We start from the raw sequence: 22,363 nt of genomic DNA, 5'->3' as shown, positions 1-22,363 counted from the left end.
TTTCAGTATCGCAACGTGACGTGTCGCTTTTCTTACAGTTGCTCCAGCAAAACCCGGCAGCAACTTCTTACTGATTGAACCTTAGAGCCCTCGTTCTGCGTCGCTTAGATCCATTTAATATCAGCTAATCAGAATTTCTAATTAAAAAGGCATGAGGCATATCGCCATCTTGGCGCCAATGCCTTGGCTAGACCGCTAAAACGATTAACCCGCGCTTTCCCATAGCACCCTACCGTTCGTCCGAGCGTGAGGGTCAAAAGCAATGAGCGCATCCGTCATTGAAACCGTGTCAATCGGGCCTAAGGTAGGGGCACACACGCACTGCGTTCGAGGATGTCATGACCCAAGCTTTGATCTTTGATGCCATACGCACGCCCCGGGGCAAAGGCAAGGCCGACGGCGCCCTGCACAGCGTCAAACCGGTAAACCTGGTGGCCGGTCTGCTCACCGCGCTGGCGCAGCGCAGCGACCTCGACACACGCCAGGTGGATGACATCGTGCTCGGTTGCGTCACCCCGGTAGGCGACCAGGGCGCCGACATTGCCAAGACCGCCGCACTGGTGGCGGACTGGGACATCAGTGTCGCCGGCGTACAAATCAACCGCTTCTGTGCCTCGGGCCTCGAAGCGGTGAACCTGGGCGCGATGAAAGTGCGTTCCGGCTTTGAGGACTTGGTGGTGGTCGGCGGCGTCGAATCCATGTCGCGCGTGCCCATGGGCAGTGATGGCGGCGCCTGGGTGCTCGACCCACAGACCAACATGCACAGTCACTTCACGCCCCAAGGCATCGGCGCGGACTTGATCGCGACCCTGGAAGGCTTCACCCGCCATGACGTCGACGCCTTCGCCCTACATTCCCAGCAGAAAGCGGCCAGGGCGCGTGCGGACGGTTCTTTCAACAAGTCGCTGATCGCGGTGCAGGACCAAAACGGCATCGTGCTGCTGGACCACGACGAGTTCATTCGTGGCGACTCCAGCCTTGAAGGCCTCGGCAAGCTCAAGCCAAGCTTCGAGATGATGGGCCAGATGGGCTTCGATGCCACCGCCTTGCGCGTCTACAGCCATGTGGAACGCATCCATCACGTGCACACGCCAGGCAACAGTTCCGGCATCGTCGACGGCGCCGCGCTGATGTTGATCGGCTCCGAGGCCAAAGGCCGCGAACTGGGCTTGCGACCGCGGGCGCGCATCGTCGCCACGGCGGTCACCAGCACCGACCCGACCATCATGCTCACCGGCCCGGCACCGGCCACGCGCAAAGCCCTGGCCAAGGCCGGTTTGCGCGTGGAAGACATCGACCTGTTTGAAGTCAACGAAGCGTTTGCCTCAGTCGTCCTCAAGTTCATCAAAGACATGGGCATCGACGCTGCGCGGGTCAACGTCAACGGCGGCTCCATTGCCATGGGGCACCCGCTCGGCGCCACGGGCTGCGCGATCCTCGGCACCCTGCTCGACGAACTGGAAGTGCGCCAGCAGCGCTACGGCCTGGCCACCCTGTGTGTCGGCGGTGGCATGGGCATCGCCACCATCATCGAACGCCTCTGAGTCCAAGGAACCTGTCATGACCGACGCCATTCGTTACGAAAAAGGCCAGGACCAGATCGTGGTGCTGACCCTCGACATGCCCGGCCAGAGCGCCAACACCATGAACGGCGTGTACCGCGAGGCCATGGCGGCCGCAGTCGCGCGCCTGGAGGCAGAAAAGGACGGCATCGCCGGTGTGGTGATCACCTCGGCGAAGAAAACCTTTTTTGCCGGCGGTGACCTCAATGAATTGATCAGAGTCGACAAGGCTCACGCCAAGGAATTTTACGACGGCGTGTTGGTGTTGAAGGCCCAACTGCGCCGTCTGGAAACCCTCGGCAGGCCAGTGGTGGCCGCCATCAACGGTGCGGCGTTGGGCGGCGGTTGGGAGATTTGCCTGGCGTGCCATTACCGGGTCGCGCTGGATGACAACTCGACACAGCTCGGCTTGCCTGAAGTCACCTTGGGCTTGTTGCCGGGCGGCGGCGGGGTAGTGCGCATGGTGCGCATGCTCGGGTTGGAAAAGGCCCTGCCGTATTTGCTGGAAGGCAAGAAGGTGCGGCCGCAGCAGGCGCTGCAAGCCGGGTTGATCAATGCGCTGGCGATGGATCGCGATGAGCTGCTGGCTAAATCCCGCGCCTGGATTCTGGCCAATCCTGAGGCCAGACAACCGTGGGACAACAAGGCTTATCAGATCCCAGGCGGCACGCCGTCGAACCCGAAGGTGGCGCAAATGCTGGCGATTGCGCCGTCTATTTTGCGCAGCAAAACCCATGGCTGCTTCCCGGCCCCGGAGAAAATCCTCTGCGCCGCCGTGGAGGGCGCCCAAGTGGATTTCGACACTGCGCACTTGATCGAAACGCGCTATTTCACCGAACTCGTCACCGGCCAGGTGGCGAAAAACATGATCGGTACCTTTTGGTTCCAGCTCAATGACATCAACGCCGGCAGCTCACGGCCACAAGGTTTTGCGCCGTACGTCACGCGCAAAGTCGGCGTACTGGGCGCGGGGATGATGGGGGCGGGCATCGCCTATGTCAGCGCCAGTGCGGGCATCGACGTGGTGCTCAAGGACGTCAGCCTGGCCGCGGCCGAAAAGGGCAAGGCGCATTCGGCTGCGCTGCTGGACAAGAAGATCAGCCGTGGGCAACTGACGGCCGAACAGCGCGACACCATTCTGGCGCGGATTCATCCTACGCAGGACGACGCCGACCTGGCCGGCTGCGACCTGATCATCGAAGCCGTGTTCGAAGACCGTGAGCTCAAGGCCAGGGTCTCGGCCGCCGCGCAACGTGTGGTCGGCAGCGACGCCGTCATCGCCTCCAACACCTCGACCTTGCCCATCAGCGGCCTGGCTAACGCCGTGCCCGATCAAGGCAAGTTCATTGGTCTGCATTTCTTCAGTCCGGTCGACAAGATGCCGCTGGTGGAAATCATCAAGGGCGCCCATACCCGCGACGAAACCCTGGCCCGAGGTTTTGATTTCGTCCTGCAAATCAAGAAAACTCCGATCGTGGTCAACGACAGTCGTGGTTTTTTCACCTCGCGGGTGTTCGGCACCTTCACCAACGAAGGCATTGCCATGCTCGGCGAAGGCGTGGCCGCGCCAATGATCGAAACCGAAGCGCGCAAGGCCGGCATGCCGGTGGGGCCGTTGGCGGTGTCGGATGAGGTGTCGCTGAGCTTGATGAGCCACATCCGGCAGCAAACCGCGAAAGATCTACAGGCTGAAGGCAAGGCGCCGCCGACGCATCCCGCGACCTTGGTGATCGACCTGTTGGTGAATGAGTACAAACGCACGGGCAAGGCGGCGGGCGGTGGTTTTTACGACTATCCCCAAGGGGCGCAGAAACACCTGTGGCCGCAGCTGAAAGCGCGCTTTGAACAGCCCGACAACCAAATTTCGCCACAGGACGTGCGCGACCGTTTGCTGTTCATCCAGGCCATCGAAACCGTGCGTTGTGTGGAGGAGGGCGTGTTGAGGTCGACGGCTGACGCCAACGTCGGCTCAATCTTCGGCATAGGCTTTGCCGCGTGGAGCGGCGGTGCGCTGCAGTTTATCAACCAGTACGGCCTGAACGACTTTATCGCCCGGGCGCGCTACCTGGCCGAGCAGTACGGGGAGCGCTTCTCGCCCCCGGCTCTGCTGCTGGAAAAAGCAGCGCAGGGAGACATATTCGCCTGACCGAAACACCTCAGTCTGAGCGATATAAAACCCATGTGGGAGCGGGCTTGCCCGCGATAGCGGTGTGTCAGCCAATGCATATGTCGGCTGATATGACGCCATCGCACGCAAGCCCGCCCCCACACTGAGGCACTTGGCGAGACTTGCTTTGCAGGGGTGTTTCAAGGCAGGCTCTGGGGTGTGCATTATTCCCACCACCGTGTCAGGTATTTTTTATGTCGCTACGCGTCTGTATCCTGGAAACCGATATCCTGCGTCCAGGCTTGATCGATCAATACCAAGGGTACGGGCAGATGTTCAAGCGCCTGTTCTCCAAGCAGCCGATTGCTGCCGAGTTTGTTGTGTACAACGTGGTTCAGGGCGAATACCCGCCGGATGACGAGGCGTTTGACGCCTACCTGATCACTGGCAGCAAGGCCGATTCCTTTGGCACCGACCCGTGGATCCAGACCCTCAAAACCTACCTGCTTGAACGCTATGAGCGCGGCGACAAGTTGCTGGGCGTGTGCTTCGGTCACCAGTTGCTCGCGCTGCTGTTGGGCGGCAAGACCGAGCGCGCCAGCAAGGGCTGGGGCATGGGCATCCACGACTACAAACTCAACGCCAAGGCGCCGTGGATGAGCCCGGTGGTGGAAGAGCTGACCTTGTTGATCAGCCATCAGGACCAGGTCACCCGCCTGCCGGAAAACGCTACCGTGATTGCCTCCAGCGATTTCTGCCCGTACGCCGCTTACCACATTGAAGACCAAGTGTTGTGCTTCCAGGGCCACCCGGAATTCATCCACGACTATTCACGCGAGCTGCTGGAAATTCTTCAGACAACGTTGGGCGAAAAGATCTACACCAACGGCGTGGCCAGTCTGGCGCGTGACCACCACGGCGCCACCGTGGCGGAATGGATGATGCGTTTTGTGGCGCACAAGCCCGAAGCCGACGTGGCTTGAATCACGCCGAGGCGGGGGCCGGCCGGCGTTGATTTACAACCAGCCCGACCGCTTGAAGCTGGCCCACAAACTCGTGCAGCCCACCGCAATAAACCCGAGCACCGCAAAGTAACCGTAATGCCATTGCAGCTCGGGCATGTTCTGGAAGTTCATCCCATAAATCCCCGCCACCGCGGTGGGGAACGCCAGGATCGCCGCCCACGCGGCGAACTTGCGCTGCACCACGCTCTGGCGCGACGCTTCGAGCAATACACCAATCTCAATCGTCTGGCTGGCGATATCGCGCAAGGTGGTGAGGTCTTCCATCTGCCGCGTCACGTGGATCTGCACGTCACGAAAATACGGGCGCATGTTCTTGTCGATAAACGGGAAGCTCAGCTTTTGCAATTCCTGACTGATCTCCACCATCGGCGCCACATAGCGTTTAAGCCGCAGCACGTCGCGGCGCAGGCCGTGGAGGTTCTGGATATCACGCTCGCTCAGCGAGCTGCACAGCACATTGCGCTCCAGCTCATCAATTTCGGCGTGGATCGCTTCGCTCACCGGCTGGTAATTCTCGGTGACGAAATCCAGCAGCGCATAGAGTACGAAATCTTCCCCGTGCTCCAGCAACAACGGCCGCGCCTCACAGCGCTGGCGCACAAAGCCGTAGGACGCCGAGTGGCCGTTGCGGGCAGTGATGATGTAACCGTTGCCGGCAAAAATATGGGTTTCGATAAACTCCAGCTTGCCGTGCTCGCGCACCGGTGAGTAGGTGACGATAAACAGCGCATCACCGAAGGTTTCAAGCTTGGGGCGGCTGTGTTTTTCGAGGGCGTCTTCGATGGCCAGTTCGTGCAGGTTGAACTGGCGTTGCAGGTTGGCCAGCTCCTGGGCGCTGGGCTCTTCCAGGCCGATCCACACAAAGTGATCGGGCTTGGCGGCCCAGGCTGCGCCTTCATCGAGGGTGATATCAGTGACTTTCTTTCCGGCGCTGTAAACGGCCGCCGCAACAACTCTACCCATGGTGCTGATCGCTTCTTATTGGGAGGACAGGTGTTGGGCAGCTTAGCGTGAATGGCGTTCCCTTGTTGCTCATGCAGGCACGCTTTTTGTGGCGAGCACGCTTGTTTGTACGGGGGTGCAAAGCGCCCTCAAAAAATCACAAAGGCGCAGGTGCCCAAGCGGCCTGCAGTTCACGGTCCATCTGTGCAATACACTCATTCATCTGCTTCTGACACGCCTGCATCAACGCCGGGATGTCATCCGAAGTCAGTCCTACGGTAGGAATCGGCGGCAGCGAGCGTATGAGCACATCACCGCTGTCCCAGCGATTAAGCTGCATGTGCGTGACGTAATTGCTGACACACACCTGCACGATGGGCACACCCGCCGCAATCGCCATATGAAACGCGCCTTTCTTGAACGGCAGCAGCCCCTTGCCCAAGTTGCGTGTGCCTTCCGGGAACACCCAGATCGATGTGTCTTCATGCTGCAAAGTGCGCGTCGTGGTGAGCATCGCGCGCCGCGCCTTGTGCGCGTTGCCCCGGTCGATCAGCACATTGCCCGCCAACCAGAACAACTGGCCGAACAGCGGCACCCATTTCAGGCTTTTTTTGGCAATGCACACCGTGCGATGCGGCACCACAGTGCCCAGCACAAACAGGTCGTAGTTGGACTGGTGGTTGGCGATGATCACGCACGTGTCGGGCTTATTACGCAGCGAGTCGACGTCCGCCTTCACGTTCAGTCGCAACATCCACATCGCAGGCACCCCATACAGGCGAGCGCACAAGCGACTGTTATCCGGGTTGAACGGCCGACAGATGCCTAGCAGCACGCCCAGCACGCCAGCGACCATAAAGTGCAGGCCCATCAACAACATACGTAACAGAAAAAGCATCGACACAGCCCATCGGGACAAAAGGTGGCGCAGTGTACGGATGTGCACTGTATTCGGCAATTGCCCCTACAGACGTGGGAGATAGGCGATGTTTAAGCACATGTTTCAATGTGTGCCGGCAGCGCCCAGCTAGAGCGGTTTAAGACGTATCCCCATTTTTTGTAAGAAAAAGCCCGACTCAAGGTCGGGCTTTGGCACAACATGGGTAAGGCATCAGATCAGGTTATGCCCCTGATCCTGGATGATGGCGTCATCCAAGGCTTCCAGCAGTGCCTTACGCACCTTCAATTTGGTGTGCTTATGGGCGTTCATGTTGATCTTCTTCAACTGGCGCGCCGCTTCCAGGGCCGCCGCGTGCAACTCTTCTGGCGCAACCACTTTATCCAGGAAGCCGGCTCCTAGGGCACCTTGCGGGTCAAACATTTCAGCATTGATGACCGACCGGTGAAACGCCGACTTGCGCAGACGATCCCGCGCCAACTCGATACCGGCGTGGTGCATGGTCATGCCGATCGCCACTTCATTCAGGCCAATGCTGAACGGGCCTTCAACACCAATGCGGTAATCGGCCGACAACAGCAGGAATGCACCTTTGGCCACCGCGTGCCCAGGGCACGCCACAATCACCGGAAACGGGTGCGACAGCAGGCGACGCGCCAACGTCGAGCCCGACGTCACCAGGCTGATGGCCTCTTTAGGCCCGGCTGTCATCACCTTTAAATCATAACCACCCGACAGAATCCCCGGCGTGCCGGTGATGATCACCACCGCGCGATCCTTCTCGGCCTGATCCAGTGCAGCATTAAACTCACTGACGACGGCCGGAGAAATGGCATTCACCTTGCCGTTGCTCAAGGTCAGGGTCGCGATACCGTCTTCGAGGTGGTAGGCAATCAACTCACTCATGACGCGGTTCCTTGTAGGATTTGTTATAGATAGGCTGCTTATAGAAGCGCATGCGCAGACGTTACCCACCACGCCCGCCCCGGTAAAGCGCCGTGACTGACTACACAGTCAGACTTTTCCTGCATCCCCAAGGGTAGACGGGCCCGGAGCAGGGCGCAGCAGCCCCACCAAACGCGTACCGCCGATGCCCGAGAATGGCAGATTCACCGTCCCTCGCCGGGTAGGTAACGGCATAACCGTCTAAGCGCATGAAAATTCTGAAAAAAACCTTTGCCATCAGAAAGGCTTTCGACTACATTAGCGCGCCTCGACAGACTGAACTGGTTTGACGAGATACGGTGAAGTGTCCGAGTGGCTTAAGGAGCACGCCTGGAAAGTGTGTATACAAGAAATTGTATCGAGAGTTCGAATCTCTCCTTCACCGCCACATTAAGTAAACACAAACCCCTGATTTTCCTAGAGAAAGCCGGGGGTTTGTGGTTTTTGGCGTCCAAAAAATAGTCCCATGGGACCAATATGGGACTGGCGCTTCATTCTGGTGCGTAAAGACGCGCTTGTGATTACTCGGGTTGGAGGGCCCGCCGTAGGGATTTGGACAAAGTGTGGCTACTTTGACCATTTGCGGCCGCTCCCCGATTCCTAGAAGATTGCTACATTCAACTCTAAGAAAAGAGCGCCTTAATGAAACCGCTAATTAAATACTGTCAAGGGGCTGTTAACGCGTTAAATGCTCAATACGATATGACCAAGGTGCTGGGACATTCTGTCACAGCAGGATCGGCGCGAGAGCGACTCATTCAAGATTTTCTTGTGGCGCATCTTCCAGAAATGACCAGCGTTGTGAGCGGAGTGATTATCGACTCGAATGGTCGACGCTCCAAACAGCAAGATATTGTATTGATGTTGAAGTCTATGCCTCGACTTCCGTTCGCTAGCGGCCACGACTTGATTTTCCAAGAGGGGACTGTAGCGACCTTCGAAATCAAAACGGAAATAACACCATCTGTTCTCGAGGCTGTAGCTCTCAATATTGAGAGCGTGAAAACGCTGATGCCTACTACGCTAGAGGGTGTTCAGCTTGGCGACCTAGATTGGCCGCACGCTAGAATCTTAAGCGTTGTTGTCACGTACGGAGGCTCCGCATTGGAAAGCATCGAACACAAACTTAAAGAGCTTCCAGAGGCATGCCAGCCAGATGTGTACTTAGATCTCACGAAAGGGATTTTTATTAAGAATGAAGGAATGTTATTTAGCAAGGAGGGCAACAGTTCATACCTTCGGTTCGATGATGCCGCCGTTGGTCTCGCGCGTCTGCTTGCGCTGTTGTCAAAGGTGACTGGTCGTTTAGTGATGCGCGGTGTTAAGTGGGATGCGTATATCTCCTAATTGCTGCTTGCGGACTGTGCTGGAGTTTGCACGTTACAGCTTTAGATTCCGTCGTGAGTCGTTTTTGGTCGATTCTCCCTGACGGTACGTGGAAAGCTGATTGCGAATAACGCCGCTTATGTGAAACAGGCCCTCACACGCTGGCCCCGTGCGAGAGATTATTTTGCGAGGGTTATCCAGACCTGCTTGGAAAATGACAAAGTAATTGATGTTTGGGTTTCCGTTTCTAATTACTGCTTAAAAAATTATTTTTTTAAAATAGCGCCACTTATATATTGATTTAAATCACGAAAATCATTAACCGTCCAGGCATGTGGCGGCACCTTCACACCATTCTCTCGCAACGTTCTCGGAATCAAGTCTCCATTCGGCCGAAGTATTACCGACGATACAATAACGCCCGGATAATCACTCAGTCGTTTCTTGAAAGCAGGCGTTGTCAAATCAGGCGTAGGCGGATTGCTCCTATGCGCTAATGGCCCTGTTCCCTTGAGATCAGCGCCGTGGCACATGGCACATCGCTGTAAAAAGAGGTTTTTCCCATTGGCGTTATCCGCGAAGGACAGTGATGGTTGAATCAGCGATAACATTCCCAGCGTAACGATGAACACTATTTTCATTTTTATAGGGTCTTTTTGTATGAGTCAGGTCTGAATCGAGGGCAAGCTCCGCAGGTGTTCGCAAGCTTTGCGTTAACTAGTGTATAGGCGAGCCGTTGAATGCTGAAGCGGCTGATGTGGCACCACTGCCAGGCAAACAAAACCCCTGGTTTCGGAAGAGACTAGGGGTTTTGTAATTCTGAAGTTTGAACTTGTACCGTTCTTAGATCATGCGCGCGGCATGTCCATCCGCCGCGCAATGACATCCAGCAAGTCGCACCCGTCGCGCAGCGGAATTGAGCAGAGCAACGCAAAATCGCTGAGCACCACTGCATCACTACTTATCTCACTACGTAGTGCAAGGTTCTCAAGCACTTGGGTGACGGCCCGCAGCCGATAACTCGCGGCGTCGAGGAGTACTTCCAGCGGTGCAGTGGTATCGACAAAAAGGGCCGGTGTGGCGCTGTCGTTGCTGGTAAGGGCCATGTATTGGTTCATGAGTGACTCCATTAAGACAAAGATAAATAACCACGACGCTTTTTCACCCGCTACGGCCAAAACGGCCGTTGCCTGGCATAGCGTTGTTTGCATTCCGTCTTGTAGTCGAGTCGCCAAACCCGGCCGCTCACACAGCGACCGAGCGACTATAAAGTTGGCCTTTGAAAAACAGGAGCGAGCTGCTTCCGAATGGGCTGTAGGACGTTGCTCAAATCGGTGCCTCAATGCCGATGCCGATGATGCACATCCGAAAAGTGCGCATGGCTATGCTTCATCACACTGTGAACATGCGCATGACTGTGCGGCTGCGTCGGGTCCCACTCGAACCCATGCTCATGTTGATGGTGCTCATCATGCACGTGCCGATGCCCGTGTTCCGTCGCGTCATGCAGATGTTCATGCGCATGCCGCTCTGTCAGGTGCAACCACACGCCCACGGCCATCAGCGCCGACGCAATCCAGAACGCCACCGTCACCGACTCCCCGAACGCCAGCAGGGCCACCGCCGCCCCAAGGAATGGCGCCGTCGAGAAGTACGCTCCGGTGCGCGCACTGCCCAACCCGCGCAAGGCCAAAACAAACAGGACCAGGCTGATGCCGTACCCCAGAAACCCCACCAGCAAGATCGGCGCCAGCTGCGCCACACCCGGAATCTGCGCTCCGAGGTACAGCGCGAGGCTGCAGTTCACCGCCCCGGCAATCAACCCTTTGGCGCCGGCGATGAACAATGCGTCCGACGCAGATACCTTGCGCGTCAGGTTGTTATCGATGCCCCAGCACAAACAGGCCACTGCCACGGCCGCCGGCCCGAGCCAATCGTGGCTGGCGCCGCCAGCGTCGGACCAGGACAGCACCACGCCGCCCAGCACAATGGCGATCATCCCGAACACAATGCGCCGGTCGGCATTTTCTCTGAACACCTGCCAGGCGATGACGGCGGTCAACACCGATTCAAGGTTGAGCATCAGCGAGGCGGTCGTGCCGGCGGTGCGGGTCAGGCCGAACATCAGTGCCACCGGCCCGAGGATGCCGCCGAACGCGATGGCGCCGATCAGCCACGGCCATTCAGCCGGGGTGAGCCCGGTGGGTTTCCAGCCACGATCACGGATGAGGCGCACGCCTGCGAGGCCGATGCCGCTGCCGAGGTAGAGCAGGCCGGCGAGCAGTATGGGCGAGAGGCCCAGGCCGAGGGTTTTGGCGAGCGGGGTGCTGGCGCCGAACAGCGCGGCAGCGGCGAGTGCGTAAAAGATACTGAGGTTCATGGGCCGTCCTCGAAGGTCTGGCCCATGATACGTCGCTTGTCGGGCTCAATGCCCTGGCAACTTCCGGCTTATTGCGCGGTTTTCAGCTTGATCACATCACCGGAGATTTTGGTGGTGTAACCACTCAGCACCCAGGCCCAGAACCAGTTTTCCTGCACTTGGGTGTTGATCAGCGCGTCGCCGCCTTTGGCCTTGATGGCCGCAGTCTGGGCGCGCACGAAGCGGCTGTTCTGACCGATCGGGATGACGCCGAACAACATGATGCCGGTAGCGCTGGCTTCACTGTGGCCCAAAACGGTGTATTGGCTGCTGTCGTACTGCGGGGATTTGATGGCGGTGCCGGTGCAGCCTGCGAGGGTAAAACCGAGAACAGCTGCTGCAACCACTTTACTGACGTACTTCACTGTGTAACTCCATGGACTGACCCTCGAGATTCAATTCTCGAGGGGGCGCCACTTTAATCTGAGCACTGGCAGATTGAAATCAATTGCCCGCAATTTCATCTCAGGCTTGCACGTAGACCCACGCTGTCAGCCCCGAAGCCAATGCCACTGACACACGCTTGTAGTCCGACACCTCGTAGGCATCCGCCGCGGCCAGTTCCTGCTCGTTGATCTGAAAGACCATGCCTTCAACGCTGGCAGCCTGTTCTTCGGTCGGCGCGACAATCGGGTGGTGGGTCTTGCCGCTGGTGGCCAGCACTTCGGGGTCGGTGATTTCGACCCAGCTTTGCGAATAGCCGAGCATCGCGTCGTGCTGGCCGACCAGTTCCCGGCCGAAGTTGGCGAGTTGCACGGCCTTGTCTTGCAAGGTGCCGTAGGAAAACAACAGCACGGGGAATTGGGTGGAGTGTTCCATGGGTATTCCTTAAGCGAGTAGGTCTTCGTAAAAAGCGCCGTAGGGCTTGCTCGGGTGGGCAATCTGAATTTCCAGGATCCACAGCCCGGCGTTCGGGCAGTGCTCGAAATCCCCCAGGTCGCCGCCACGGTGGATCGCGTGGGGGAAGTCGCTGACGCGGTGGCCCTTGATGTCCAGGTTCAGTTGCCAGCCCATGGCCTTGGCGTGTTCCTCGGCGTAGCGGTACAGCTCAAGGCCTACGACCTGGTCATTTTTCCAGCGCGATTGTACGCGCTCGAACAGTACTTTGGCGGCGCTGGCGCAGGCGATCATTTCAGGGTCGTTGCCGGTGGCAAAGGTGGCGCCGGCGTCACCTTCGTGGCCTTGCCACACGGCGCCCATGTCGATGAAGAAGATATCGTTTTCACCCAGCACCGGGTCGCCGTCCGAGCGTTGGTTGAAAGCCTTGAGGGTATTGGCGCCAAAGCGCACCAGCAGCGGATGCCAGATGCGCTGCATGTCGAGCTCGGCGAGTACCTGTTTGCCCAGCTCACGCGCTTGGGATTCGAGCATGCCGGGGCGAATGCGTTGGGCGAGTTGGTCGATGGCTTGCCAGGTCATGGCCTGGGCGTAGCGCATGGCGTCGATACTGTAGGCGGCGCCCACGGCTTCTTTGGGTTGTGCAGTCACCGGTTTCCCCTCGCGTTGAACAGCATCAGGCGTTATGCGTTTTACTATATAGCGATGTGATGGCCGAACCCAACTCCGAAAACACTGGAGATTAAAGGTGGGAGCTGGCTTGCCTGCGATAGCGGTGGCACAGCAAACATTAATGCTGCTTGACCCACCACCATCGCGGGCAAGCCCGCTCCCACATTTTTGACTGTGTTCAGTCTGTCAGAGGTGTAGCCACGCCAAGGCGCCCAGTACTACGGCCACACCGCCAGCGGTGTAGGACATGCGTTTGAGCCATTCCTTACGCGTCAGCAACGTAATCGCCGCCAACGAAATCGCAATCTGAATCGCCGTCATCGCCTGCGCCCAGCGGTGATGCTGGTGCAGCGCCTCTTCGGATTTCTGATCCCATTCCTTGGAGGTCGCCTCAAGCTTTTCGGCCTGTTTGCGCACGTCTTCCTTCTGGCTCTTGTAACGCTCGATCTCATCCTTGTAATGCGCAGCGTCCACGCCGGGAATATGCGTGGCCAGTTCGGCCAGGTTCTGCCGGCTGGATTTGGCCTGGTAGTAGTTCCACTGGTTGGCGGCTTCGGTCTTGATGATGGCGGCGTTGTTCTTGTCCATCGCCGCTTCGCTTTCGGTGGAGCCGGCCTGGTAGCTGAGCATGGCGCCGAGGGTGGCCATCAGCGCGGTCATCACGGCGATGCGGCTGGCAAAATTGTCACCGCGCCCGTGCGCATGTTCGGTGGTGTGTTCGATGTGTTTTTCGTGGGGGCTGGGGACTTCGAAGGCTTCGGACATGGGGGCGTCTACGAACGGAATGAGGGAGACTGATTCTTTACCAACCAAGCTGTCTCAAGCCTGTACGTAACGCTGCAAACCCGCCACTAACGCATCAAAGGTCACGCGGCAGCGCGGGCTGTTGCGCAGGTCTTCGTGCATGGTCACCCAGGTGTCCATCTTGAACGCGAACGCCTGCGGCAATACCCGTTGCAGGCGTGGGTTCTGCTTGGCCAATTGCACCTGGCAGCCGCCGATACCGGCACCCGCGCGGATCAGCGCCAATTGCGCCAGGTCACTGTCGCTGCTGATGGCGAAGGCGCTGCGTTCAAAGCCCTTGATGGCCAGGCTGCGGATAAACGCGTTCTCCTGATCGAAACCAATCACTGAATGACCGACCAGATCCTGCATTTGCACAGGCATGCCGCGTTCTTGCAGGTAATCGTCGCGGGCGTGCAGGCCGACTTCAATCAAGCCGACACGCCGCGCCAGCAGTTGCTCCTGGCTGGGGCGGACCATGCGCACAGCGATGTCGGCCTCCAGTTGCAGCAGGTCGATCAGGCGGTTGGTCAGGATCAGTTCAACCCGCAGGTGCGGGTGCTGGCGGCGCAGCGCGGTGATGATCGGCGGCAGCACTTCCACGCCAACCACTTCACTGGCCGAGACCCGCACCACCCCGCGCACTTCATCGCCTTGAGAAGACGCCGCACGCTCCAGAGCGGCGGCGGTGCGCTCCATGGTTTCAGCATGGGCGCGCAAGGTGTGCGCCACCGCAGTTGGCAACAGCCCCGTGGGTGAACGGGTAAAAAGCACCACGCCCAGCGCCGCTTCAAGCGCGGCAATGTGCCGGCCGACTGTGGGCTGTGTGATGCCAAGCTGCCGTGCGGCCCCCGACAACGAGCCTTCCTTGAGTACACCAAGGAACGATCGGTAAAGCTCCCAACCAATATGTGCAGCCATGCATAAATGTATAGCGGCTGGATGCTCTTCGGCAATTTATCTATAGCGACGCTGCACACAAAATGACCTCACCGACAACATGGGAGCAGGTCATGAGCAAAGTTCTGGTACTGGGTGCAACGGGCGGGATTGGCGGTGAAGTGGCGCGGCAGATGCGCGCGGCGGGTTGGGACGTGTGTGCGTTGACCCGTGATGTGGACAAGGCGCGGCGTGAGAACTCGTCCTTTTCCTGGATCAAGGGCGACGCGCTCAATCGTCAGGAAGTCATTGCTGCCGCGCGTGGCTGTGCGGTGATCGTGCATGCGGTCAACCCGCCGGGCTATCGCAACTGGGCTGAATTAGTGATGCCGATGATCGACAACACCGTTGCGGCGGCCATCGCCGAGGGCGCGACCATCGTGTTGCCCGGCACGGTCTACAACTTCGGCCCGGACGCATTTCCCGTGCTGCACGAAGACTCGCCGCAACACCCGCAAACCCGCAAGGGCGCGATCCGGGTGCAATTGGAGCAGCGTTTGGAACAGGCGTCCCGTCAGGGCGCTCGCGTGTTGATCGTACGGGCCGGGGATTTCTTTGGCGCCCGTGTCGCCAACAACTGGTTTGCCCAAGGCCTGGTCAAACCCGGCAAGCCGGTGCATGTCGTCAGCTACCCGGGCGCGCCGGGTGTGGCGCACCAATGGGCGTACTTGCCGGATGTGGCGCGCACCATGCTCGCGCTGATTGAGCGCCGCGAAACGCTCGCGGCGTTCGCGCGCTTTCATATGGCGGGGCATGAGGATATGGATGGCACGCAGATGACTCAGGCGATCCAGCGGGCAGTCTTGCGCAGGACCGGTCATCAACCCCGCGCAGGCCGCTTCCCCTGGTGGTTGATGCAAGTGATTGCGCCCTTCGTGGTCACGGTCCGCGAGATGCTGGAGATGCGCTACCTGTGGCAAACCCCGCTGCGGATGGATAACCAGCGTTTGCTGGATACCTTGGGCCGCGAACCACACACGCCGCTGGATCAAGCGGTCGAAGCCACCCTGGCTGATCTGGGCTGCGTGCCTACGCCTGCCTGACCAGGCGCACATACACCGCGATATTGATCAGCAACACCAACGCGCCAAGCACCAGTTGAATGTTCGGAGTCAGCCCGGCCGGGTAGATCAGCGTGAGGAGGTAATGCTCGATAAACCCGCCGCCATAACCGTCCTGCCCGGCGAGGTGGCGAAACAGGTTTTCCCAGCGGGTGAGCGGGCAGGGCAGGTGGAACACTTCCACGGCCACGCCCCAGGCGGCAGCGGGCAAGTGCAGCCACATGACCGGCCGCCACTTGAGCGCCAGCAGCCCGCCGAACAACACGAACAGGATGAAACACAGGTGAAACAGCACCAGGCTGTCGGCGGCTACGCGATAGAGCATGTCGGGTTCGCTTTTAAAAGTGAGTCACAGACAGAACAGGCAACACCTCAGCATAATGACAGTGTTGTTCCTTAACTGAGTTGTTCTTGCGGGTAGTCGATAAGCTCGGCAGTTTTTTCGGTGTGTTCAGTAAGGCAGGAGAGGAAGGGCGCATTGGTCATCGCAACGGTTGCTTGCAGGCAACCATGACCGTTATTGTGCTGAATCCTTTTAGTCCTTCCCCCAAGGTTCTGTTGTGATGAATGCACCGCGTATTGCAGTCGGTCCAATCAAGGCCGTGATTTTCGATATGGACGGGTTGTTGCTGGACACTGAAGGCATCTACACCGAAGTCACGCAGATCATCGCCGAACGTTACGGTCGCACCTACGATTGGGGGATCAAGCAGCACATCATCGGCCGAGGTGCTCAGGACCTGGCCGACTATGTGGTGAAAGCGTTGGACTTGCCGATCACGCCGGCTGAGTTTCTGGAAATACGCGAACCGCTGATGAGCGAGCGTTTCCCCAAGGCCTTGGGCATGCCCGGCGCCGAAGCGCTGGTGCGGCACTTGAACGCGCATAACATCCCGATTGCGGTGGGCACCAGCTCGTCGCGTCATTCGTTTGGCCACAAAACCACGCTGCACCGCGAATGGTTTGGCCTGTTCGGCACCATCGTCACCGCTGACGACCCGGAAGTCGGCGCCGCCAAACCCTCACCGGATATCTTCCTCACCGCTGCGCGCCGCTTGGGCGTAGCGCCAGAAGATTGCCTGGTGTTCGAAGATTCACCGTTCGGCGTGACGGCCGCAAAAGCTGCCAACATGACCGCCATCGCCGTGCCGGATGAAGCCATGGCCGACAGCAAGTACGCGCATGCCGACCAGATCATCCGCAAACTCGCAGACTTTGACCTGGCCGCCTACGGCCTCCCTCCCATGCGCTGACTCAACACAGGCAAAAAAATGTGGGCGCTGACTTGCCTGCGATAGCGACCTTGAGGACGCCATCGCAGACAAGCCAGCTCCCACATTGGGTTTTGCTGTTCTCCAGAACCCTCAGGCGCTGAAGCCACCATCGATGGTCAAGCTGGCACCCGTGATATACCCGGCTTCCGGCCCCGCCAGATACGCCACGAAACTGGCAATCTCCTCCACGTGGCCATAACGTCCCACTGCCATCAACCCGATCAATGTTTCGGCAAACTCGCCGCTCGCCGGGTTCATATCGGTGTCCACCGGCCCAGGCTGCACGTTGTTAATCGTGATGCCACGCGGCCCCAGGTCCCGTGCCAAGCCCTTGGTCAGCCCCACCAGCGCCGCCTTGCTCATCGCGTACGGCCCGCCGCCGCCGAACGGCATGCGCTCGGCATTGGTGCTGCCAATGTTGATCACGCGGCCGCCTTCGCTCATATGTTTGGCCGCTTCCTGCGTGGCAATGAACACGCTGCGCACATTGATCGCCAGGGTCTGGTCGAAGTCTTCCAGCTTGAAGTCTTCCAGTGGCGCGATGGCCAGCACCCCGGCGTTGTTGACCAGGATATCCAGGCGCCCGAAGGCGTCGACGGTGGCGTTGACGGCAGCGCGAATCGCTGTGGCGTCGGCGCTGTCGGCCTGTATCGCCAGGGCTTGGCCGCCTGCGCTGATCACGCTTTTTTGCAACGCTTCGGCTTTTGCGGCCGAGCTGACGTAGGTAAAGGCGACGGCTGCGCCCTGCGCGGCCAGGCGTTTGACGATGGCGGCACCGATGCCGCGGGAACCGCCTTGAATCAAGGCGACTTTGCCAGTGAGGTTGTGTGCAGTCATGTCGATCTCCAAGTAGTTGATGGGGGGAGTATCGACCTCGTCCCGCCGACCCGGTAGACCGTGATTGCTATAGTCTGTGTAAACCAAAAGTTTGCAATGAGGCGATATGGAAAGCTTTGGCAGTATCGAATGTTTTGTACGCAGCGCCGAAGGCGGCAGCTTTGCCGAGGCCGCCAGGCACTTGAGCCTGACACCGGCGGCGGTGGGTAAAAGCGTCGCCAAGCTGGAGGCACGCCTGGGCGTGCGGCTGTTCCAGCGCAGCACCCGACGCCTGACCCTGACCGAGGCCGGCAAGCTGTTCCTCGAAGAGGTCAGTGGCAGCCTCACCACCATCCAGAACGCCGTGGCCAACCTGGCCAGCGCCGAAGGGCGGCCGGTGGGCACGCTTAAAGTCAGCATGGGCACGGTGTTCGGCAATCGCTATGTGGTGCCGCTGCTGGCGGAGTTTATGCGGCGCTTTCCGGATATCAGCCCGGATTGGCATTTCGATAACCGTCAGGTTGACCTGATCGGTCAAGGCTTCGACGCTGCCATTGGCGGTGGTTTTGAACTGCCCCAGGGCGTGGTGGCGCGCAAGCTGAGCCCTGCGCATCGAGTGCTGGTGGCCTCCCCGGATTACCTGGCGCAACGCCCGCCGGTGCACGTGCCCGAAGATTTATCGCGGTGCCTGGGCATCCTGATCCGCTCGCCGCAAACCGGCCGCGTGCGTACCTGGCAACTCACCGGCCCGGACCGTGAACAACGCCCGTTGGTACTCAAACCGCGCATGACCATGAGCGACTCCGAAGCCGCCTGCTGCGCCAGCGCTCAAGGCCTGGGCATTGCACTGGTGAGCATGCCGATGGCCGTGCCGTTTCTGGACAGCCGTGCGGTGGTGCGGGTGTTGCCCGACTGGTACGTCGACGACGGCAACATCTCCCTCTACTACGCCGAACACAAACTGCTGCCCGGCAAGACCCGGGTGTTTGTGGATTTCATTATTGAGCAGTTTGCCGAGCAGCAACTGGGGCAACGGTTCAGCGCCATTTGATCGCGGCGGCCTACCGAGGTGCGGCCATCGCGGGCAAGCCCGGCTCCCACTGTTAATCGCATTCCCCTGTGGGAGTCGGGCTTGCCCGCGATGCAGGCGACGCGGTCTACCGGCCGAACTGACCCGGCCAGCCAATGACTTTCTTCGGCCTCGGCGTGGCATAGGTCCTGATCTTCGACGTCGACAACCCTAGCCGCACCAGCGATTCGGCAATGGTCACCGCGGCCGTCACCCCATCCACCACCGGTACGCCGGTGCGCTGGCGAATCTGTTCATCCAGCCCGGCCATGCCGCCGCAGCCCAGGCAGATCACCTCGGCCTTGTCTTCGTGAATGGCCCGTTCCGCCTGGCGCACGATGGCTTCCATCGCCGCCAGCGGGTCTTCTTCGAGTTCCAGCACTGCCATGCCACTGGCGCGTACCGAGGCGCAGCGCTGGTACAGGCCGGCGAGTTTCAGGCGGTCTTCAATCAAGGGCACGGTGCGATCCAGGGTGGTGACCACTGAATAGGCGTGGCCCAGGAACATTGCTGTGCTGGCGGCTGCTTCCGTGATGTCCACCACTGGCACGTTCAACAACTCCTGCAACCCCTCACGGCCATGTTCGCCATAGCCGGCCTGGATCACCGCATCAAACGGCTGGTCGTAGGCCATCACGCGGTCCATCACCGCGATGGCGGCCAGGTAGCTTTCGAAATTGCCTTCCACTGATTCGGCGCCGAAGTACGGCGTGAGCCCGACAATCTCAGTGCCTGGCGAGGCGACAGCCCGCGCTTGCTGGGCAATGGTTTCAGTGATGGATTCGGTGGTGTTGACGTTGACCACGAGGATACGCATGGAATGTCCTTGATTAATGACTGACGTTATCGACTGCAATGCTTTCGCCGCTGACATCGGCGTAGTGCGGCCGACGCTTGGCGATCAAGAGGTACAACAGCCCTGCAATACCGGCGCCAAACAACCAGGAAAACGGGGCGACGCTGGCAAAACCGGGCAACAGCGCCAGCAGAATTGCGATCACCGCTGCGGGAATAAACGCCGCGACCGCACGTAAATTGACTCCGCGGCTGTAGTAATAAACGCCATTGGGGTCTTCGCTATACAGCTGCAATACGTCCACCTGGCTTTTACGGATCAGCCAGTAATCGACCATGATCACCCCGTACAGCGGCCCCAGCAGTGCACCCAGGCCCGAGAGGAAATACACGATCACCAGCGGGCTGTTGTAGAGGTTCCACGGCAGGATCAGCACTGCCAGCGTGGCGCTGATCAACCCGGCGCGCCGAAAGTTCAGGTACTTGGGCGCCAGGTTGCTGAGCACAAACGCGGGGGCGACGAAGTTGGCCATGATGTTGACGGCCACGGTAACGATCAGGAAGGCCAGGCAGCCGAGCACCAGGAAGAAGGTATTGGGAATGGCCGCGATGATTTCGGTCGGGCTTTCGATCACCCGGCCATTGAGCTGGAACTGCCCGCCGCAGAGCAGCACGGTGATTGCGGCAAACACCAGGATATTCACCGGCAAGCCCCAGAAGTTGCCGACCAGAATGGTCTTGCGGCAGGGCGAGGAACGGGCGAAGTCGCAGAAATTGAGGATCAGCGTGCCGTAGATCGTCAGCCACAACGCGCCACCGGCAAAGATATTGCGCCACATCTCGCCGCCGTTCAGCGGGTCGCGGATCGACCAGGCGATATTGCCGCCGACCTGGAAGTACATCCAACCGGCCAGCGAAGCCACCGTCACCAGAATCACCGGCCCGGCGAACGCCTCGTAGCGGCGCACCATTTCCATGCCGTACGCCAGGATCACCAGCTGCACAAACCAGATCGCCACGAAACACGCCCAACCGAGGGTCGACAGGCCGAGGATGGAGTTGTGGTCATAGTCGGCAAATCCTGGATGAATCGCCGACAGCAGCACGCGGAAAACCACCGAGGCCAGGTAGGTCTGGATACCAAACCAGGCAATCGCAATGACCGCACGAATCAGCGCCGGAATCTGTGCACCGTGGATGCCGAAACTGATGCGGCTGATCACCGGGAAGGGCACTCCGGTCTTCTGGCCCATAAAGCCCGACAAGTTCATGAAGAAGTACACCAGCGCTGCGCCGATCCCCAGCGACATCAAAATCTGCCAGCCGCCAAGGCCCAAGGCATACAGGCCGATGGCAAACGAATAGTTGGCGATGTTGTGCACGTCATTGGTCCACAGCGCAAAGATGCTGTATCGGCCCCAACGTCGGCCTTCAACCTTGGTGGGCGCCAGGTCTTGGTTGTGCAGGCGCGGGCTGAGCACGAGCGGGCCGGGGCTTGCGGCCACAGGGTTCAGGACGGAGGAGGGCAGATCCAGTGCGATGTTATTCGAGAGGCTTGTACGCATTCCGGCAGGCTCCGGCGCATCTGCTGCAAGGTCGCAGATGGCAAAGTGTATGTAGGTTTTGTATTTATTGTATACAAAGCGTAATTCACCTTAAGCCACATGCGTGCCAGTTTTCGATCTATAAAAACTGTATTTAATTTCGTTTTTACTGATTATCAAAATAACTGGCTGAATTTAAAGCGATATAAATTGACCGTTTGAACAGGTATTTATTTTTAAATGAGGAGGCGCTCTAGTGGAGAGGCAAACAGCACGCGAGGATGGGTGTTACGTTTTGGTGCGGTGGAATATGAATTGCACACATAAATGGCACCGATAGTTACATAGGTGTGTACAAGATTTTTGTCCCCACAAGCAAATGTGGGAGCGGGCTTGCCCGCGATGGCGAGCTATCAGCCAACAATTCATTGACTGACACACCCTCATCGCGGGCAAGCCCGCTCCCACATTTTTACTGCGACAGACCTCAGGCCTTGCTGATGATATTCCCAGCGTGCAGCCCACATTCCTTCTGCGTGGCTTCTTCCCACCACCAGCGGCCTTCGCGTTCGTGCTGGTTCGGCAATACTGGCCGGGTGCACGGCTCGCAGCCGATGCTGATAAACCCGCGCTCATGCAGGCTGTTGTACGGCAGCTCGAGCATGCGGATGTAACCCCAGACTTCCTCGCTGGTCATTTGCGCCAGTGGGTTGAATTTGTACAGGGTGCGCTCGGGTGTTGAGAACGCCGTGTCAATTTCCAACGCCGCCACCTGGCTGCGGGTGCCGGGGCTCTGGTCACGGCGTTGGCCGGTGGCCCAGGCGCTCACGCCGGACAGTTTGCGGCGCAGCGGTTCGATCTTGCGCACACCGCAGCATTCGCCATGGCCATCCTTGTAGAAACTGAACAGGCCCTTTTCCTTGACGAAGGGTTCCAGTTTGCTCTGGTCCGGCGAGATCAACTCGATGTCGATCTTGTAGAACTCGCGCACCTGTTCGATGAACCGGTAGGTCTCCGGGTGCAGGCGCCCGGTGTCGAGGCTGAACACCTTGACGTTCTTGTTCAGCTTCCAAGCCATGTCTACCAGCACCACATCCTCGGCGCCGCTGAAGGAAATCCACAGGTCGTCACCGAACTGGCTGAACGCCAGTTTGAGAATGTCCTGGGCGGATTTGTTGGCATAAGTCGTGGCGAGTTCAACGACGTCGAAGGCTTGGTTCATCAGGACGGTTCCTACAGGTCAGTGGCGCTGAGCGCTCTATAGGGAAGCGATGGTACCAAAATCCGCCCTGCGTTGCGGCGCAGAGCTTGAGTCGCTAGAGTTCGGCAGTCCTTTTGCTCGCTCAACT

General features: G+C 59.1%; 23 protein-coding genes and 1 tRNA gene. 8 read left to right on the top strand and 16 right to left on the bottom strand.

Annotated features, from left to right (window positions below):
• Positions 1-338: 338 nt before the first annotated feature.
• The 3 genes from ABWL43_RS21925 (at position 339) to ABWL43_RS21915 (ending at position 4,652) form a co-directional block, all read left to right on the top strand.
• Complete coding sequence (locus tag ABWL43_RS21925) at positions 339-1,544, top strand: acetyl-CoA C-acetyltransferase (protein WP_404484338.1); 1,206 nt, start codon at positions 339-341, stop codon at positions 1,542-1,544.
• 16 nt (positions 1,545-1,560) lie between these two features.
• Positions 1,561-3,708, top strand: coding sequence for a 3-hydroxyacyl-CoA dehydrogenase NAD-binding domain-containing protein (locus tag ABWL43_RS21920; RefSeq protein ID WP_404484335.1), 2,148 nt, complete (start codon positions 1,561-1,563; stop codon positions 3,706-3,708).
• A 215-nt stretch (positions 3,709-3,923) separates the two neighbouring features.
• Positions 3,924-4,652, top strand: a complete 729-nt coding sequence (locus ABWL43_RS21915) for an amidotransferase (RefSeq protein ID WP_145159216.1) — start codon at positions 3,924-3,926, stop codon at positions 4,650-4,652.
• Positions 4,653-4,685: 33 nt separating this feature from the next.
• On the opposite strand, the gene ABWL43_RS21910 is transcribed toward ABWL43_RS21915, so the two are convergent.
• From ABWL43_RS21910 to ABWL43_RS21900, 3 genes are all read right to left on the bottom strand, one after another.
• Entirely contained in the window at positions 4,686-5,657 is a 972-nt protein-coding gene (locus ABWL43_RS21910) for a magnesium and cobalt transport protein CorA (RefSeq protein WP_404484332.1), read from the bottom strand.
• A gap of 136 nt (positions 5,658-5,793) precedes the next feature.
• Positions 5,794-6,534 carry a lysophospholipid acyltransferase family protein gene (locus ABWL43_RS21905; RefSeq protein ID WP_404484329.1) on the bottom strand — a complete coding sequence of 247 codons (741 nt, stop codon included), beginning with the start codon at positions 6,532-6,534 and terminating at the stop codon, positions 5,794-5,796.
• Positions 6,535-6,747: 213 nt separating this feature from the next.
• The gene (locus tag ABWL43_RS21900; protein ID WP_119742052.1) at positions 6,748-7,440 is read right to left on the bottom strand and encodes a crotonase/enoyl-CoA hydratase family protein; all 693 of its coding nucleotides are present in this window, start codon (positions 7,438-7,440) and stop codon (positions 6,748-6,750) included.
• A 337-nt stretch (positions 7,441-7,777) separates the two neighbouring features.
• On the opposite strand from ABWL43_RS21900, the gene ABWL43_RS21895 reads away from it, so the two are divergent.
• Both ABWL43_RS21895 and ABWL43_RS21890 read left to right on the top strand, forming a co-directional pair.
• Positions 7,778-7,867, top strand: a tRNA-Ser gene (locus ABWL43_RS21895).
• A gap of 254 nt (positions 7,868-8,121) precedes the next feature.
• On the top strand, positions 8,122-8,826 hold the full coding sequence (locus tag ABWL43_RS21890) for a DUF6602 domain-containing protein (protein ID WP_404484326.1): 705 nt from the start codon (positions 8,122-8,124) through the stop codon (positions 8,824-8,826).
• A 245-nt stretch (positions 8,827-9,071) separates the two neighbouring features.
• On the opposite strand, the gene ABWL43_RS21885 is transcribed toward ABWL43_RS21890, so the two are convergent.
• From ABWL43_RS21885 to ABWL43_RS21850, 8 genes are all read right to left on the bottom strand, one after another.
• The gene (locus tag ABWL43_RS21885) at positions 9,072-9,446 is read right to left on the bottom strand and encodes a c-type cytochrome (protein WP_404484323.1); all 375 of its coding nucleotides are present in this window, start codon (positions 9,444-9,446) and stop codon (positions 9,072-9,074) included.
• Positions 9,447-9,653: 207 nt separating this feature from the next.
• On the bottom strand, positions 9,654-9,923 hold the full coding sequence (locus ABWL43_RS21880; protein ID WP_404484320.1) for a short-chain dehydrogenase: 270 nt from the start codon (positions 9,921-9,923) through the stop codon (positions 9,654-9,656).
• A gap of 221 nt (positions 9,924-10,144) precedes the next feature.
• The gene (locus ABWL43_RS21875) at positions 10,145-11,185 is read right to left on the bottom strand and encodes an EamA family transporter (protein WP_404484317.1); all 1,041 of its coding nucleotides are present in this window, start codon (positions 11,183-11,185) and stop codon (positions 10,145-10,147) included.
• A gap of 68 nt (positions 11,186-11,253) precedes the next feature.
• Entirely contained in the window at positions 11,254-11,589 is a 336-nt protein-coding gene (locus ABWL43_RS21870; protein ID WP_106576263.1) for a hypothetical protein, read from the bottom strand.
• A gap of 100 nt (positions 11,590-11,689) precedes the next feature.
• Complete coding sequence (locus ABWL43_RS21865; protein WP_106576264.1) at positions 11,690-12,043, bottom strand: gamma-glutamylcyclotransferase family protein; 354 nt, start codon at positions 12,041-12,043, stop codon at positions 11,690-11,692.
• 9 nt (positions 12,044-12,052) lie between these two features.
• Entirely contained in the window at positions 12,053-12,712 is a 660-nt protein-coding gene (locus tag ABWL43_RS21860; protein ID WP_404484313.1) for a M24 family metallopeptidase, read from the bottom strand.
• 207 nt (positions 12,713-12,919) lie between these two features.
• Complete coding sequence (locus ABWL43_RS21855; RefSeq protein WP_145159185.1) at positions 12,920-13,498, bottom strand: DUF4337 domain-containing protein; 579 nt, start codon at positions 13,496-13,498, stop codon at positions 12,920-12,922.
• 54 nt (positions 13,499-13,552) lie between these two features.
• The gene (locus ABWL43_RS21850) at positions 13,553-14,437 is read right to left on the bottom strand and encodes a LysR family transcriptional regulator (protein ID WP_369301396.1); all 885 of its coding nucleotides are present in this window, start codon (positions 14,435-14,437) and stop codon (positions 13,553-13,555) included.
• Between the two features lie 92 nt (positions 14,438-14,529).
• Here ABWL43_RS21850 and ABWL43_RS21845 point away from each other — a divergent pair, with 92 nt between their 5' ends.
• Entirely contained in the window at positions 14,530-15,498 is a 969-nt protein-coding gene (locus ABWL43_RS21845; RefSeq protein WP_404484311.1) for an NAD-dependent epimerase/dehydratase family protein, read from the top strand.
• On the opposite strand, the gene ABWL43_RS21840 is transcribed toward ABWL43_RS21845, so the two are convergent.
• Complete coding sequence (locus ABWL43_RS21840) at positions 15,485-15,841, bottom strand: DUF2784 domain-containing protein (protein ID WP_404484308.1); 357 nt, start codon at positions 15,839-15,841, stop codon at positions 15,485-15,487. The two genes, ABWL43_RS21845 and ABWL43_RS21840, sit on opposite strands and share 14 nt — an antisense overlap.
• Positions 15,842-16,079: 238 nt before the next feature.
• Between ABWL43_RS21840 and ABWL43_RS21835 the strand changes: the two genes are divergently transcribed.
• Positions 16,080-16,769, top strand: coding sequence for an HAD-IA family hydrolase (locus ABWL43_RS21835; RefSeq protein WP_145159177.1), 690 nt, complete (start codon positions 16,080-16,082; stop codon positions 16,767-16,769).
• A gap of 111 nt (positions 16,770-16,880) precedes the next feature.
• On the opposite strand, the gene ABWL43_RS21830 is transcribed toward ABWL43_RS21835, so the two are convergent.
• Complete coding sequence (locus ABWL43_RS21830; protein ID WP_404484306.1) at positions 16,881-17,627, bottom strand: 3-oxoacyl-ACP reductase family protein; 747 nt, start codon at positions 17,625-17,627, stop codon at positions 16,881-16,883.
• 106 nt (positions 17,628-17,733) lie between these two features.
• Between ABWL43_RS21830 and ABWL43_RS21825 the strand changes: the two genes are divergently transcribed.
• Positions 17,734-18,657, top strand: coding sequence for a LysR substrate-binding domain-containing protein (locus ABWL43_RS21825; protein WP_404484304.1), 924 nt, complete (start codon positions 17,734-17,736; stop codon positions 18,655-18,657).
• A gap of 106 nt (positions 18,658-18,763) precedes the next feature.
• Here the strand turns inward: ABWL43_RS21825 and ABWL43_RS21820 are convergent, their stop codons facing one another.
• From ABWL43_RS21820 to ABWL43_RS21810, 3 genes are all read right to left on the bottom strand, one after another.
• Positions 18,764-19,492 carry an aspartate/glutamate racemase family protein gene (locus ABWL43_RS21820; RefSeq protein ID WP_106576279.1) on the bottom strand — a complete coding sequence of 243 codons (729 nt, stop codon included), beginning with the start codon at positions 19,490-19,492 and terminating at the stop codon, positions 18,764-18,766.
• A 13-nt stretch (positions 19,493-19,505) separates the two neighbouring features.
• Positions 19,506-21,035, bottom strand: a complete 1,530-nt coding sequence (locus tag ABWL43_RS21815; protein WP_404484301.1) for an NCS1 family nucleobase:cation symporter-1 — start codon at positions 21,033-21,035, stop codon at positions 19,506-19,508.
• Positions 21,036-21,501: 466 nt separating this feature from the next.
• Complete coding sequence (locus tag ABWL43_RS21810) at positions 21,502-22,236, bottom strand: phosphoadenylyl-sulfate reductase (protein ID WP_106576281.1); 735 nt, start codon at positions 22,234-22,236, stop codon at positions 21,502-21,504.
• Positions 22,237-22,363 lie beyond the last annotated feature (127 nt).

The sequence above is a fragment of the Pseudomonas sp. HT11 genome, from assembly GCF_044875395.1.
GTDB lineage: Bacteria > Pseudomonadota > Gammaproteobacteria > Pseudomonadales > Pseudomonadaceae > Aquipseudomonas.
The sequence above is the reverse complement of the archived record's forward strand: the minus strand, read 5'-3'. Positions and strand labels throughout refer to the sequence as shown.